At 73.3% G+C, this 13,731-nt stretch carries 13 protein-coding genes; 9 read left to right on the top strand and 4 right to left on the bottom strand.

All coding sequences use genetic code 11. The features are described 5' to 3' along the window. Positions 1–24 precede the first annotated feature (24 nt). The 6 genes from P0Y31_RS02730 (at position 25) to P0Y31_RS02705 (ending at position 5,921) form a co-directional block, all read left to right on the top strand. Positions 25–1,452, top strand: coding sequence for an NAD-dependent succinate-semialdehyde dehydrogenase (locus P0Y31_RS02730; RefSeq protein WP_275866530.1), 1,428 nt, complete (start codon positions 25–27; stop codon positions 1,450–1,452). A gap of 19 nt (positions 1,453–1,471) precedes the next feature. Next, entirely contained in the window at positions 1,472–2,194 is a 723-nt protein-coding gene (locus tag P0Y31_RS02725; RefSeq protein WP_275866529.1) for a TSUP family transporter, read from the top strand. A gap of 167 nt (positions 2,195–2,361) precedes the next feature. Further along, positions 2,362–4,125, top strand: coding sequence for an Ig-like domain-containing protein (locus P0Y31_RS02720; RefSeq protein ID WP_275867082.1), 1,764 nt, complete (start codon positions 2,362–2,364; stop codon positions 4,123–4,125). A gap of 55 nt (positions 4,126–4,180) precedes the next feature. Beyond that, the gene (locus P0Y31_RS02715; protein WP_275866528.1) at positions 4,181–4,585 is read left to right on the top strand and encodes a secondary thiamine-phosphate synthase enzyme YjbQ; all 405 of its coding nucleotides are present in this window, start codon (positions 4,181–4,183) and stop codon (positions 4,583–4,585) included. A 101-nt stretch (positions 4,586–4,686) separates the two neighbouring features. Beyond that, positions 4,687–5,574, top strand: a complete 888-nt coding sequence (locus P0Y31_RS02710) for a phosphatidylinositol-specific phospholipase C/glycerophosphodiester phosphodiesterase family protein (RefSeq protein ID WP_345803606.1) — start codon at positions 4,687–4,689, stop codon at positions 5,572–5,574. A gap of 101 nt (positions 5,575–5,675) precedes the next feature. After that, positions 5,676–5,921, top strand: coding sequence for a DUF6458 family protein (locus tag P0Y31_RS02705; RefSeq protein WP_275806026.1), 246 nt, complete (start codon positions 5,676–5,678; stop codon positions 5,919–5,921). Between the two features lie 112 nt (positions 5,922–6,033). Here the strand turns inward: P0Y31_RS02705 and P0Y31_RS02700 are convergent, their stop codons facing one another. The 4 genes from P0Y31_RS02700 to malQ form a co-directional block, all read right to left on the bottom strand. After that, positions 6,034–6,555 carry a rhodanese-like domain-containing protein gene (locus P0Y31_RS02700; RefSeq protein ID WP_345803605.1) on the bottom strand — a complete coding sequence of 174 codons (522 nt, stop codon included), beginning with the start codon at positions 6,553–6,555 and terminating at the stop codon, positions 6,034–6,036. Then, entirely contained in the window at positions 6,552–7,037 is a 486-nt protein-coding gene (locus P0Y31_RS02695) for a cysteine dioxygenase family protein (protein WP_275866527.1), read from the bottom strand. Before P0Y31_RS02695 ends, P0Y31_RS02700 begins: the two co-directional genes overlap by 4 nt. Before the next feature lie 346 nt (positions 7,038–7,383). Further along, positions 7,384–8,817, bottom strand: coding sequence for an ATP-binding protein (locus tag P0Y31_RS02690; RefSeq protein WP_275866526.1), 1,434 nt, complete (start codon positions 8,815–8,817; stop codon positions 7,384–7,386). Positions 8,818–8,956: 139 nt separating this feature from the next. Beyond that, positions 8,957–11,110, bottom strand: a complete 2,154-nt coding sequence (gene malQ, locus P0Y31_RS02685) for a 4-alpha-glucanotransferase (RefSeq protein ID WP_275866525.1) — start codon at positions 11,108–11,110, stop codon at positions 8,957–8,959. Positions 11,111–11,217: 107 nt separating this feature from the next. On the opposite strand from malQ, the gene P0Y31_RS02680 reads away from it, so the two are divergent. The 3 genes from P0Y31_RS02680 to P0Y31_RS02670 all read left to right on the top strand — a co-directional run bounded on the left by P0Y31_RS02680 (position 11,218) and on the right by P0Y31_RS02670 (position 13,671). Further along, positions 11,218–11,784, top strand: coding sequence for an NYN domain-containing protein (locus P0Y31_RS02680; protein WP_275866524.1), 567 nt, complete (start codon positions 11,218–11,220; stop codon positions 11,782–11,784). Between the two features lie 99 nt (positions 11,785–11,883). Beyond that, positions 11,884–12,537 (top strand): LON peptidase substrate-binding domain-containing protein, encoded by a 654-nt coding sequence (locus P0Y31_RS02675; protein ID WP_275866523.1) that lies wholly within the window; start codon positions 11,884–11,886, stop codon positions 12,535–12,537. A 66-nt stretch (positions 12,538–12,603) separates the two neighbouring features. Beyond that, positions 12,604–13,671, top strand: a complete 1,068-nt coding sequence (locus tag P0Y31_RS02670; protein ID WP_275866522.1) for an NAD(P)H-binding protein — start codon at positions 12,604–12,606, stop codon at positions 13,669–13,671. Positions 13,672–13,731: the final 60 nt, after the last annotated feature.

The raw sequence follows: 13,731 nt of genomic DNA, 5'->3' as shown, positions 1-13,731 counted from the left end.
ACTCGCACACGAAGGAGATCGACGATGAGCACGCTCGCCGCACACCTGGTCGACGGCCGCTGGGAGAGCCCTGGCGAGACCATCGAGGTCGTCAACCCCGCCGACGGCTCGGTGGCCGGCCACTGCGCATGGGGGACGCCCGAGGACGCAGTGCGCGCAGCAGACGCAGCTGCCCGCGCCCAGGAGGGCTGGGCCGCGCTGCCGGCCCGCACCCGCGGTGACCTGCTGCGGGCGGCCGCCGACCTGCTCACCGAACGCGCGGACGAGATCGCCCGACTGCTCGCCGTCGAGGCCGGCAAGCGACTGCCCGAGGCCCAGGGTGAGGTGGCGTTCTCCGCGGAGTACTTCCGCTGGTTCGCCGAGCAGGCGCGCCGCCCCGAGGGAGAGGTGATCCCGCCGGAGGCCGCTGGCCGCCGCCACCTGACGATCCGGCGACCCGTCGGGGTCGTCGCCTCGCTGACGCCATGGAACTTCCCGTGCTCGATCCAGGCACGCAAGCTCGCTCCTGCGCTCGCCGCTGGCTGCGCCGTCGTCGCGCGCGTCTCGGAGAAGGCACCGCTCGCGGTCACGGAGATGTTCCGCTGCCTCGTTGACGCCGGGGTGCCGGCCGGCGTGCTCAACCTGGTGCACGGACCGGCCCGTGAGGTGACCCAGTCCCTGCTGGGGCACGCGTCGGTGCGGGCCGTCAGCTTCACCGGGTCGACCGAGGTGGGCCGGGAGATCATGGCGACGGCATCGCGGCGGGTGGTCCGCCCGCTGCTCGAGCTCGGCGGTGACGCCGCATTCATCGTCTTCGAGGACGCCGACCTCGACGCCGCCGTGGAGGGGGCACTGCTCGCGAAGTTCCGCAACACCGGCCAGTCGTGCATCGCCGCCAACCGGTTCGTCGTGCACGAGTCCGTCTTCGAGGAGTTCACCGGGCGCCTGGTCAAGGCCGTGGACGCGATGACGGTCGGCAACGGGCTCGCCGACGCCTGCCCCGACCTCGGTCCGGTCATCGACCGATCCCGGGTCGACGCGGTCACGACGATGGTCGACGAGGCCCTGGCGGGTGGCGCGACCCGCCTGACGCGCACCTTCGAGCTGCCCTCGGCGGGCACGTATGCCGCGCCGACCCTTCTCACGGACGTGCCCGACACCGCGGCGCTGGCGACCCAGGAGGTGTTCGGCCCCGCCGCCGCAGTCTTCCCCTTCCGCACCGAGGACGAGGCGGTTGCCCGGGCCAACGCCACCGAGATGGGGCTGGCCGGATACTTCTGGTCGCGCGACGCGAGCCGGCTCTGGCGGGTGGCGGAGCGGCTCGAGGTCGGGATCGTCGGCGCGAACAACGCGCTGCCGTCGGTGGCCTTCGCCCCCATGGGCGGCGTCAAGCAGTCCGGCCTCGGGCGCGAGGGCGCGGCGGCCGGGCTCGAGGAGTTCCAGGACGTCCGCTACCTCGCTGTCGGGGTGTGACGGCCCTGAGGCGGTACCCGTGACGGGCGAGCTGCTCCTGCTGCCCCTCGGCGTCGCCGCGGGGGCGGTCACCCAACGGGTCACGGGCATCGGCTTCGCCCTGGTCAGCGCACCGCTGCTCGTGCTCGTCGCCGGGCCCTTCGACGGCATCATCTTGTCGAACATCCTCGGACTCGTGGTCAGCGTGGTCGTCCTCGCCAGCACCTGGCGCGACGTCGAGTGGCGGCGGGGGCTGATGCTGGCCGTGCCCGCGTTGCTGGCCATCCCGGTGGGAGCGTTCGTCGCCCGCTCAGTGCCGGGACCCTTGCTGCTCCTGCTGATCGGCTCCCTCGTGCTCGTCGCCCTGGCGCTGGTGCAGCTGAGCCCCCGAGCCCGGGTGCTGAGGGGACGAGGAGGTGCCGCCACCGCGGGCGCGGCGAGCGGGTTCATGAACGTCACGGCCGGGGTCGGTGGTCCGGCGATGGTGCTGTACGCGGTCAGCACCGCCTGGGAGCACCGGCGGTTCGTGGCGACCTTCCAGTTCTACTCGGTGATCGTCAACCTGGCCTCGTTGCTCTCGAAGGGCGCGCCCGACCTGCCGGGACCCGCGCTGGCGGTCTCGCTCGCAGCCCTGGCCCTCGGGCTCGCCGGGGGTGAGCTGCTCTCCCGCCGGGTCCCGGCCGAGCGCGCCAGCCGGGCCGTCATGGTCCTCGCGCTCGGCGGAGCGGCAGCCACGGTCGTGAAGGGGCTCGCGACGCTCTGACCGAGGTCCGCAACGGCGCGTCGACTCTGCTGAGGTAACCCCTTCGGGCGCACTTCTCGGCGAAAGCGTCCCCGCGGCATACCGCTGTGGCTAGCCTGTGCCCCGCATTGCCGCACCATCCGGCATCCCGCCGGGTCGCGGCGCAGGGGGAGCAGGGGGAGCTCGTGATGCGTGCACGTTCGCTGTGGGGTCGCGTGGTGGCGGGTGCGGTGCTGGTGGCGCCGCTGACCGGGGTCGCGCTGTCGGCGCCGGCCCAGGCGCTGGCGGAGACCGAGACGTACTTCTCGTACGCCAGCCAGGCCGGCGACTACATCGGCCAGGGCGGCAGCGGCACGCTGACCGGGCCGACGGCGTTCGGGATCAGTGGGACGGCGGGTTCGGTGAGCTTCAGCGCCGACACCGGTTCGCAGTGGTGGGGCGTCACCCTGGCCGCGCCGCGCGGACAGCAGCTCAGGACCGGCGTCTACCAGAACGCTGCACGCGCACCGTTCAACGACCTGCAGCCAGGCCTCTCGGTCAGCTCGACCGGCCGCGGGTGCAACACAGTGACCGGCAGCTTCACCATCTACGCGATCAGCGCCGACACCGCGGGTCGCATCACGTCGCTCGACGCCGAGTTCACCCAGCACTGTGAGGGCGACAGCGCGGCCCTGACGGGCGTGGTGAAGTATGCCGCCCCCTACGTCGTGCCGATCGTGCTCACCTCGTCGAACCCCAGCACCGTCGCGAACCAGCCGGTCACCCTGACCGCGCGGGTCAGCCCCGGCACGGGACCGGTGACGTTCCTCGACGGAGACCAGGTCATCGGCCAGGCCAGCCCCGACGCCGCCAGCCTGGCCCGGTTCACGACCGACCGCCTCGCCCCCGGCGCCCACTGGCTCTACGCCAAGCAGGGCACGGCCATCTCCGCTCGCCTCTCGCAGACCGTCTCGAGCGGGGACACCTCACTGTGGTTCAAGAGCCAGAACGGTGACCACATCGGGCAGGGGGCCACGGCCAGCTACGTCCCACCGACCGCCTCGATCACGGCCCGCGGCGACGCCGAGTACGCATCCATCAGCGTCGACGACCCCGCCACCGGGGACTGGTGGACGGCCGACTTCGCGGCCGCGCCCGGCGAGACGCTGCAGCCGGGGACGTACAACAACGCCGTGCGGGCGCCGTTCCGTGGGACCGGCCAGCCGGGGCTCAGCGTCTCTGGCAGCGGCCGGGGCTGCAACACCCTGCTGGGGGAGTTCACGGTGCACTCGATCGGCACGGCGCCGGACGGCACCATCGCCAGCCTCGACGTGAGCTTCATCCAACACTGTGAGAGCCACCCGGAGGCCCTCACCGGGCGGGCCCGGTTCCGAGCCGGCCCGGCGAGCTCGGCGGTCGCCTCGACCACCTCGCTGGCCGCCACGACCACCAGTGGAGGGCAGGTGACACTGAGCGCCACCGTCACCGGTGGGGCGGGGACCGCGACGGGGCAGGTCGTGTTCACGCAGGGCACCAAGTCCCTCGGCACGGTGAGCCTCGACAGCAGCGGACGCGCCGTCCTGGTCGCGACCCTGCCGATCGGCACCCACCCCGTGGCCGCGGACTACAGCGGCAGCCCCGCCTACCTCACGAGCCGCGCCACCAGCTCGGTCACGGTGGAGGGGTATGCGACGACCACCACCCTGTCGGTGCCGAAGACGGTGGTGAAGGCAGGCAAGCCGCTGTCGGTCAGCGTCGCCGTGAGCTCGACCGGCACCAGCGTGCCGACGGGCCTGGCGCGCCTCTACGACGGCGTGGAGCCCGTCGGCACCGCCGCCACCCTAAGCAACGGGAACGCGACCATCGTGTGGACGCCCGTCGCCAAGGGCCAGCGCAGCCTCACGGTCAGGTATGCCGGCGACTCCCAGCACGCGGGTTCCCAGTCCGCTGCGGTGGTCGTCAGGGTCAACTGATCCGGGATCGGTCACCGCGCGGGCGACGTCGCGGCGGTCGGTGGAGCATGTGCTCATGCACACCGAGACCACGAGCTACCGGACCGGCACCGAGGACGTCGTCCTCGACATCACCGACGACTGCGGGCGCTTCGTCGCCGGGCGCGGCGACGGCCTGCTCCATGTCTTCGTGCCGCACGCCACCGCGGGGCTCGCGATCCTGGAGACCGGGGCGGGCAGCGACGACGACCTGCTGACCGCCCTCCAGGACCTGCTGCCGGCCGACGACCGGTGGCGGCACCGGCACGGCAGCCGGGGGCACGGCCGCTCCCACGTGCTGCCGGCCCTGGTGCCGCCCTACGCCACCCTCCCCGTGGTGGACGGCCGGCTCGCGCTGGGCACGTGGCAGAGCATCTGCCTGGTCGACATCAACGTCGACAACACACGGCGGGACGTCCGGATGAGCTTCCTTCCCGGGTGACGCCGCGAGACCTCCCGTTCACCGACTCATCACCGGGGCAGCACCAAGTCCTTACCAGCCGCAGGTGGTTGGCGCCCTCTCGCACGAGCAGGCTGAGATTCATGCGAACCATGACATTTCACCGCATCCAGGGCGTGATCGTTGCCGTGGTGCTGGCACTCGTCGCCGTCGTCGCGCTGCCCGGTATGGCCCCCGCGACGGCGAGCGGGCCCGCTCGGCACACTGTCCAGCCCCTCGAACGCGCCCATGCCCACAACGACTACGAGCACGACCGTCCGTTGCTCGATGCGCTCGACCACGGGTTCACGTCGGTCGAGGCCGATGTCTGGCTCGTGGACGGGCAGCTCTTCATCGGCCACGACGGCCCGGACCCGTCGAGGACCCTTGCGAGCACCTACCTCGAGCCGCTGCGGCAGCGGTTCCGCGACAACGGTGGCGCGATTCACCCGGGCTGGCGCGATTCGCTCCGCCTGCTGATCGACGTCAAGAGCGAGGCCACCTCGACCTGGCCGGTGATCGAGCGGGAGCTGGCCCGATACCCGGAGCTGTTCACCGCTGCCCGGGGAGGCCGCGTCCACGAGCGGGCCGTGACGGCGGTGATCTCGGGCAACCGCGACCTCGTGGCGATGCAGGCTGCGGCGGGGCGCCGCTCGTTCTACGACGGTCGGCTCTCCGACCTCGAGTCCGGGCTGCCGTCGGACGTCATGCCGCTCGTGAGCGACAACTGGACCAAGCACTTCACGTGGCTCGGTGTCGGCCCGATGCCTGAGGCGGAGCGCGCCAAGCTCCACCAGATCGTGCAGCGCGCCCACGCAGCCGGCTACGACGTCCGCTTCTGGGCCACCCCCGACCTGGCTGGTCCCGCGAGGGACGCGGTGTGGTCCGAGCTCGTCGCCGCCGACGTCGATGCCCTCAACACCGACGACCTGGCGGGCCTGCAGTCCTTCCTGCTGGCCAACGACCCGGAGGAGGCCGCACGCGCGGCATGACGGGACGGACGCTGGTCGCGACTCGCTCCCGTGTCGGTTTCGCCCGCTTTGCGTAGACTCGAAGGAGTCCGGGTGTCGTCGATGACGAGGAGGCGGGTCTCGTGGGAGCGGGTGTGCTCATGGCCGTGTTCGGCGCCATCCTGACCTTCGCGGTGCGGGTCGACGCGCCCGGGGTCGACCTGCAGGTGGTCGGCCTGATCCTCATGGTGGCCGGCGGTGCGGTGATCGCCCACTCCCGGCGCACCATCGAGCGAGAGCACGTCGTCACCGAGGTGGAGACGCCCACGGACCCCACGGCTGCGCAGCACACCGTGCACCGGGTCGTCCGCGACACCGAGAACGACTAGTTCGCCGCGCCTCCAACCCGAGGCTCGCACCGGCTGACTGGTGCCCCAGCGAGCGGGGCACCGGTCAGCCGCCGTGTGAGCGCCCGGGTCGCTCGGTCAGCCAGCGCGCAGGTCAGCCCCGATCGCGGTCCCCCACCGGGAGACCAGCCGAGCGCCAGGCGGCGAAGCCACCCACCACGTCGGTCGCCCGCGCGACGCCCAACCGCACCAGGGCGTCGGCGGCCAGCGACGACGTGTAGCCCTCCTGGCACAGCAGGATCACCCGCGCGTCGAAGCCGGCCTGTGGCAGCCTGGCCTCGTGCCGCGGGTCGAACCGCCACTCCAGCACGTTGCGCTCGACCACGAGCGGCGCCAGCGACTCGGCCACCTCTCCCTCGACCGCACGTTGGGCCGCCGGCCGGATGTCGACCAGGACGGCCCGCCTGTGGAGCACCTCCTGGAAGGCAGCCCTGGCGCTCACGCGGTCGAGCCGGGTGCGGGCGTCGGCCAGCTGGTCGTCGATGCCGTCGTAGGCCGGCGCGTCCCAGCCCCGTCCGCGAGCAGACCCGCCCGGCGCGACGGGTCCGGCGCTGAACAGCGTCGTCTCCCAGTGCGTAACGGGCGTGCGGACTGCGGCCGAGTTCGTGGTGCTCACCAGTCCTCCCCCGCCCGCTCCACTCCGGTGTGCTCGAGGCGGTCGTCCACGACGGCATACCGGGTCATGCGCGTCAGCGCAGGTGAGTAGACGTGCACCGACAGGGCCGGCAGCGACCCGAGGTTCGACACCTCGTGGACGTGACGGGCGCCGAAGGAGCGGCCCTCGCCGGCGGTGAGCTCACGGTCGTGGAAGGCGCCGCCGGACCGCGCGGTCTCGGTGAGCGTCCCGCGGACGGTGAGGAACGCGCCCTCGGAGACGTCGTGGTCGTGCCACCCGGTGGTCGTGCGGCCCGGCCACGCGATGAGCCAGATCTCGAGGTGGTCGGTGGCGTCGAGCCGTCGCCACTGGCGCTGCGGGGACTCGAGGTCGACGAGGCGGTGCAGGTCGGGGTCAGTGGCGAAGAGCCGTGCGGTGCGCAGCAGCTGGCTGCGGGTGAAGCGGTTGACGCCGGGGGTTCCGGCGGTGGTGATGACGGACATGACTGCTCCTGGGGTCAGCGAAGGGAAGGTCGGGCGGCTGCGGGGTGCGCATTCGCCGACACAGGTCGCTGTCGGTCAGGTGCAGGTCGATGTGGAGGCGGCGGTATGCCGTGAGGCTGGCTTCCATGGATGTCTTCCGGTTCGGGGGCGCCGACGGGGAGGTGTCGGGCGCCGGGCTGGTGCGGTCTGGTTCAGGCGCAGCAGCAACACCGCATGGCACGGCGGCACATGGGGGTCATGTGCGCGCGGCCGGCCGCGGTGGTCGAAGACATGGCAGAAGTGGAGCACGGCGGACCGGTGACGGTCCAGCAGAAGGGCGCCGGGGTCTCACGGTCCGGACGCCGCGTCAGTCCGGCCCTGCCGGGACGGCCACGTCGCTGCCGCCCTCCATGGTCAGCCGTGCCCCCATGCGGGCGAACATCGGTGCCGGCACGAAGCCCCCGGCGAACAGCGCCTCGCCCTGGACGAAGAACGGCGACGTGCGCAGCATCTGCTCGGGGGCGAAGCCGAAGAGGGCCGCGAGCTCGGCGAGGTCACCGGGCGAGTTCATCCGCATCAGCATGAGGTTGTCGCACTGGCTGAGCACCTGCGGGTGCACCTTCGACGGCCGCTGCGTCGACAGCAGCAGCCACAGGCCGTACTTGCGTCCCTCCGCCGCGATGTGGACGAGGCGCTCGGTCACCGCCGCCTGCACCGGCCCACGAGGTTCGGCGGCACACAGGTTGTGAGCCTCGTCGACGACGATGAGGGTCGGGGTCCGGTTCTCCCGTTGCGCCCACAGCGACTCGACGACGTCGAGGGCGACGGCCAGCGGCTCGACGGGGTCGCGGAAGCCACCGAGGTCCATCACCGTGGCATGGGTGCCGGCGGTCACCATGTCGGCCGCGGACGCCTTCTCGCCGGCCCAGGCCTCCCACTCGAGGAGGCCGAGGTTCTCGAGGCGCTCGGCCAGGGCGCGTTCGTCGGCCTCGCCTGCGCGCAGCCGGCTGACCATCGCACCGAGCCCTTCACGGTAGTAGCGCTCATCGAGGTGGAGGAACAGGTTGTACTCCGCGCGGTCGACCAACGGGTCGAGCCGCAGGATGGCCGCCTGGGCGGCGCGCGGCATGGTCCTGTAGCGCAGCCGAAGCGGCTCGCCGCCGCCCGCGTCGGGGCGCAGCACCCGGATGTCGGTCGCCGCGAGGCGCTCGGCGATGTCGGCAGGGGCCTCGGGCAGCACCTGCCCCAACCGGGTGAAGTCCCCGTTGGGGTCGAGCACGACCATGCGCAGGCCCGTGTGCAGCAGCAGCTGCTCGAGCACGACACCGAGGGCGTAGGTCTTGCCCGACCCGCTCTGTCCGCACAGGAAGGTGTGTCGGTTGAAACCGTCCGTACGCAGGCGCGCCGGCACCGTGACGGCCCCCGACCGCCACGTGCCGACCTCGAGCCCGGCGCCGCGCACGCGCTGCAGCGCCTCGAGGACCTCGGTCGAAGCGGGCCGCACCGAGGCGGAGGCGAACGGATGGGCCCGCTCCGTGGTCAGCTCATCCGCCTCGCCGAGCACCCCGAGCACCACTCCCGAGCCCGTCATGGCGGGCTCGGCGCCCGGCCCGACTGCCGGCGCGCTGCCCCGCACCTGCCCGAGCAGCCGCTGCCCCGGAGCCGTCTCGAGCACGACGACGTCGCCGGGTGCCGGCGCCCGGTCCAGCGACGTGGTGCAGGTGAAGGTCCGGCCGTCGGCCGACCAGGTGGAAGGCGCCCGGGTCGCGGGTTCGGTGCTGAGGGAGAGGTCGGTGGCCATGGGCCCTCCAGGAGACGAACGGCGCCGGCGGCCCTCGCGGCCGTGGGCTGCACGCGGCATACGGTCGTGCGCCTCTCCACGCTAGGAACCGACCGGGCGAAGGCGCCTCACTCGCCCGGGGTGAACCGGCCCCGGGCCGCTACGACCGCCGGCTGACCGCCTCGGCCAGCCTGACGGCCCACGGCGAGGCCATGACCTCCTCGAGCCCGACCGGTTTGCCGTCCGGGCCGGCCAGTGGCAGCCGCCAGTTCGGGTACTCGTCCTGGGTGCCCGGCTGGTTGATGCTGCGGAGGTCTCCGACGAGGTCGGTGACCGCGACGCCGAGCATCCGCGAGGGAGTCTGACCCAGCAGCCGGTGGAGGGCCTCGACGGTCTCGGGCGCGCCGGCACCCTCCGGCAGCAGCCCGCGCCGGGCGAGCAGCGCCCGCACGTTGCCGATGGACTCCTCCTCGACGGCCCGCTCCTCCTCGACCGGCCGGGTCAGCAGGCCCAGCCGGTCGCGTAGGGCGACGTGCTCGAGCCCGAGGTAGCCGGCCGTCGGGGGCAGGTCGTGGGTGGTGACGGTGGACAGGCACAGGTCGCGGTACTGCTCCGGCGGCAGCGGGAGGCCCTCGGCGTCCCACTCGAACCACAGGATGGAGGTGCCGAGGATGCCGCGCTCGCGCATGTAGTCGCGCGCCCATGGCTCGACCACGCCGAGGTCCTCGCCCACGACGACGGCGCCGGCGCGCTGCGCCTCGAGCACCAGGATGCCGATGAGGGCCTCGTGGTCGTAGCGGACGTAGGTGCCCTCGCTCGCGGGGTGGCCCTGCGGCACCCACCAGAGCCGGAAGAGGCCGATGATGTGGTCGACCCGGATGCCGCCGGAGTCCCTCAGCACGGTGCGCAGCATGTCGCGGTAGGGCGCGTAGCCGAGCTCGGCGAGGCGGTCCGGCCGCCACGGCGGCTGGTCCCAGTCCTGGCCGAGCTGGTTGAACTGGTCCGGCGGGGCGCCGACGGTGACTCCGCGGGCCAGCGCGTCGGCAAGACCCCAGGCGTCGGCCCCGTGCGGGTTCACCCCGACGGCAAGGTCGTGCACGACGCCGAGCGACATCCCGGCGCCCCTGGCGTCGCGCTGCACCGCGGCCAGCGCTCCGTCGAGCACCCACTGCAGCCAGCGGTGGAAGTCGACCTCGTCGCGGTGGCTCTCGCGGAAGTCCGCGACCGCCTGCGACGTCGGGTCCTGCAGGTCCGCGGGCCAGGACGTCCACGGCAGGCCGTGCTCCTCGGCGAGGGCGCACCAGGTGGCGAAGGTGAGCAGGCCCTCTCCCTCGGTGCGGCAGTAGCGGGCGAAGTCGCGGGCCCGCCGGCCGCTCAGCCCCAGCCGGTAGACCTCGTGCAGGGCCACCCTCTTGGCCGCCCACACCGCGTCGCGGTCGATGGTGTCCTGCGCGTTGAGCGCGCGGGCCGACTCGGCGGCGTCGCGCGCCCTCCGCAGGGCCGCCCCGGACAGGCCGGCGGACTCCGGGATCTCCTCGACCCGCAGGTAGACGGGGTTGACGAAGCGGCGGGTGGTCGGCAGGTAGGGCGAGGGCTCCATGGGCGCCACCGGCTCCGCCGCGTGCAGGGGGTTGACCAGCACGAAGTCCGCCCCGAGGTCCTCCCCCGCCCAGGCGGCGAGCTCGGCGAGGTCGGACAGGTCCCCGATGCCCCAGGAGTCCTTCGAGCGCACCTGGTACACCTGCTCCATCAGGCCCCACACCCGTCCGTCGCGCAGGGCGTCGGGCAGGGCAAGGGAGCCCGGGGTCACGACGAGCGTGGCCTCGGCGGTCCACCCGGTGGCCGGGCCGTCCCCCTCCGCGGGGCCGGTCACGTGGGCGCGCAGCCGGTGCCAGCCCAGGGGCAGGTCGCCCGGCAGCTCGAAGGTCGCCTCCCCCATCTCGGCGCCGTCGACCCCGCGCGGGTCGACCCAGTGGTCGACCTGGCGCACGGGCCGGGCGCCGCCGTTCTCGAGCTCCACCTCGAGCCGCACGCTCGAGCCGTGCGGCACGTGCACCGGCACCCACGGCGTCCAGCCCTCTCGGCACACGACGGTGGGTGGCAGGGTGCGGCGCCAGTGGCGCTCGTCCACGGCCGCCAGCGACCGTGCGGCATCCTCGTCGGTGCCGGCCTCGACGCCGAGGGCGCCGAGCACGGCGCGGATCGTCCCGTCCGGCACGGTGACGTGCCCGCCCTGCCAGTCCCAGTACTCGGTGGCCACCCCGAAGGCGTTCGCGAGGTTGACGAGAGTCGCGCGCGGAGCGGCGGCGTCCATGGCGGTCACTCCTTCATGCGGTCGGGCGTCGACGGTCCGGGCGCTCGCAGTCTGCCACGCGGGCCATCCCCGCGCCGGGTACCCGCCTGCTCCCCTATGGTCGGGCCATGGCCGAGCAGAGCTCCCGCACCACCTACGTCCTCGTCGACGGCGAGAACGTCGACGCCACGCTCGGCACGTCGATCCTGTCGCGGCGCCCCCAGCCCGACGAGCGGCCCCGCTGGGACCGGCTCCTGCAGTTCGCCGAGGAGGAGTGGAGCCAGCCCGCGCGCGGCCTGTTCTTCCTCGCCGCCGGCAGCGGGGAGCTCCCCATGCCGTTCATCCAGGCCCTGCTGGCCATGGGCTACCGGCCGATCCCGCTCTCGGGCGGCCCACACCAGAAGGTCGTCGACCTCGCCATCCAGCGCACCATGGTCGAGCTCCAGCGGCGCGAGGCCGACCTCATGCTCGTCAGCCACGACGGCGACTTCCTCCCCCAGCTCGAGGGCCTCATCGACGGCCGCCGCGTCGGGGTCGTGGCCTTCGAGGAGTTCGCCAACGCCGGGTTCCTGCGCCTCGAGGAGCGCGGCCTGGAGTTCTTCGACCTCGAGTACGACGTGCGGGCCTTCCGCTCCCCGCTGCCCCGCGTGCGGGTCATCCCGATCGACGAGTTCGACCCCACCGACTTCCTGTGAGCGGCGGCCTCCGAGGAGGCGGGCCCGGCTCGGAGGCGGTGGGCCCGGCTCGGAGGCGGTGGGCCCGGCTCGGGCCGGGCAGCGGACGTACGCTGGGTCATGGCCGTGCTGCCGCTGTTCCCCCTCGGCACGGTGCTCATGCCGGGCGCCCAGCTCCCCCTGCAGGTCTTCGAACCGAGGTACCTGCAGCTGTTGCACGACCTCATCGAGAACCAGGACCGGCAGGTGCCGGTCTTCGGCGTGGTCGCCATCCGTGAGGGCCACGAGGTCGGCGCCGACGGCGTCAAGGCGCTGCACGCCGTCGGGTGCGCGGCCCAGCTGACCCAGGCCGCCGCCCTGGGCGACAACCGCTTCCTCGTCATCTCCACGGGCATCTCGCGCTTCCGGCTCGAGGGAGTCGACGAGGCCGCCGGCACGGTCTACCCCACCGGGGTCGTCAGCTGGCTGAGCGAGCCCCTCGGCGACCGCGACGCGGTAGCCGCCCTCGCCCCACGCCTGCGCAGCGAGCTCCTGCGCTACCGGGCCGACGTCGGTGCCGATCCCCTCGAGCCGCCGGTCGACCCGTGGGAGCTGTCCTACTGGGTCCCCCGGGCCCTCATCCTCGACATCGGCGACCGCCAGCTGCTGCTGGCGAGCAGTGACACCGAGGCCCGGCTGCGGCTCGGGCTGCAGCTGGTGCGCCGCGAGCAGGCGGTGCACGCCGCGCTCGGTGCGGTGGGCCGTCCCCCCGAGCCCCCGGTCAACCTCAACTAGACCCCTGCCCACCGGCCGGTATGCCGTGGCGTTGCCGACCCGGTCGGCCTCTGTTTCCATCGAGCGGTGAGAGTGCTCGTGACCGGGGCCAGCGGCTACGTGGGGCGGCGGCTGGTGCCCCTGCTCCTCGAGCGGGGCCATGAGGTGACAGCCACGTTCTCGAAGGTGGAGACCGCGGACCGTTTCCCGTGGCGCGCGGACGTGACCACCGTCGGCATGGACGTGCACGAGCCCAGCCAGGTGATGACGGCCGTCGAGGGCGCCGAGGCGGTCTACTACCTCGTGCACGCGATGGGTGGCCGTGACTTCGTCAACCGTGACCGGCAGGCTGCGCACCACCTCGCCCACGCGGCGATCGAGCACGACGTGGGCCGGCTCGTCTACCTCTCCGGCCTCGTGCCGCCGGTGCCGCCCGAGCGACTCTCGGCGCACCTGCGCTCGCGCCACGAGGTCGAGCAGATCCTCGCCGCCTCGGGCGTGCCGACGCTCACCCTGCGCGCGGCGATCGTCGTGGGAAGCGGCTCCACGTCCTTCGAGATCCTGCGCCAGCTCTCCGAGCGGCTTCCGGTGCGCACCATCCCCGCCTGGATGAGCTCGGACGTCCAGCCGATGGCCGTGGGCGACACCCTCGAGGTGCTCGTCCGCTGCCTCGACGTGGAGCCGGTCACCCGTGCCTACGACATCGGCGGCGACGAGCGGATCTCCTACCGGCGGCTGCTCGACCTCTACGCCGAGGTCGCCGGCCTGGTGCGCCCGGAGGTGACCCTGCCGGTGGCGCCCACGGGGCTGGTCGGGTGGCTGGCCGGGCAGCTCACCGACGTGCCGTCCGCCACCGTCGAGGCGCTCGTGGAGAGCCTGCACCATGACATGGTCTGCCGTGAGGAGGACTTCCGGGCCGAGCTGCTGCCGGTCGGCTACAGGCTCACGCCCCTGCGCGAGGCCCTCGGGCGCGCCCTGGCCCGACCCGGCTCCGGCGAGGAGCCGCCCGACCCGCTCGGCCCGGTGCCGGGCGACCCGCAGTGGGCCGGTGGCGAGATCCACGTCGAGGACGGCACCGCGGTGCGCAGCCCGCGCAGCCCGGCGGCCTCGCTGCTGCTGGGCCTCCCGCGCATCGACTGGGACGCCGAGCGCTGACCCTGCCGGGCACGCTGCGCGCGCCGACCCGGCGCGGTCGGGACTGCCGAACGCGTCGTC

Source organism: Knoellia sp. 3-2P3 (genome assembly GCF_029223115.1).
GTDB lineage: Bacteria > Actinomycetota > Actinomycetes > Actinomycetales > Dermatophilaceae > Pedococcus_A.
Note: the sequence above shows the minus strand (reverse complement) of the source record. Positions and strands in the feature narration are given on the sequence as shown.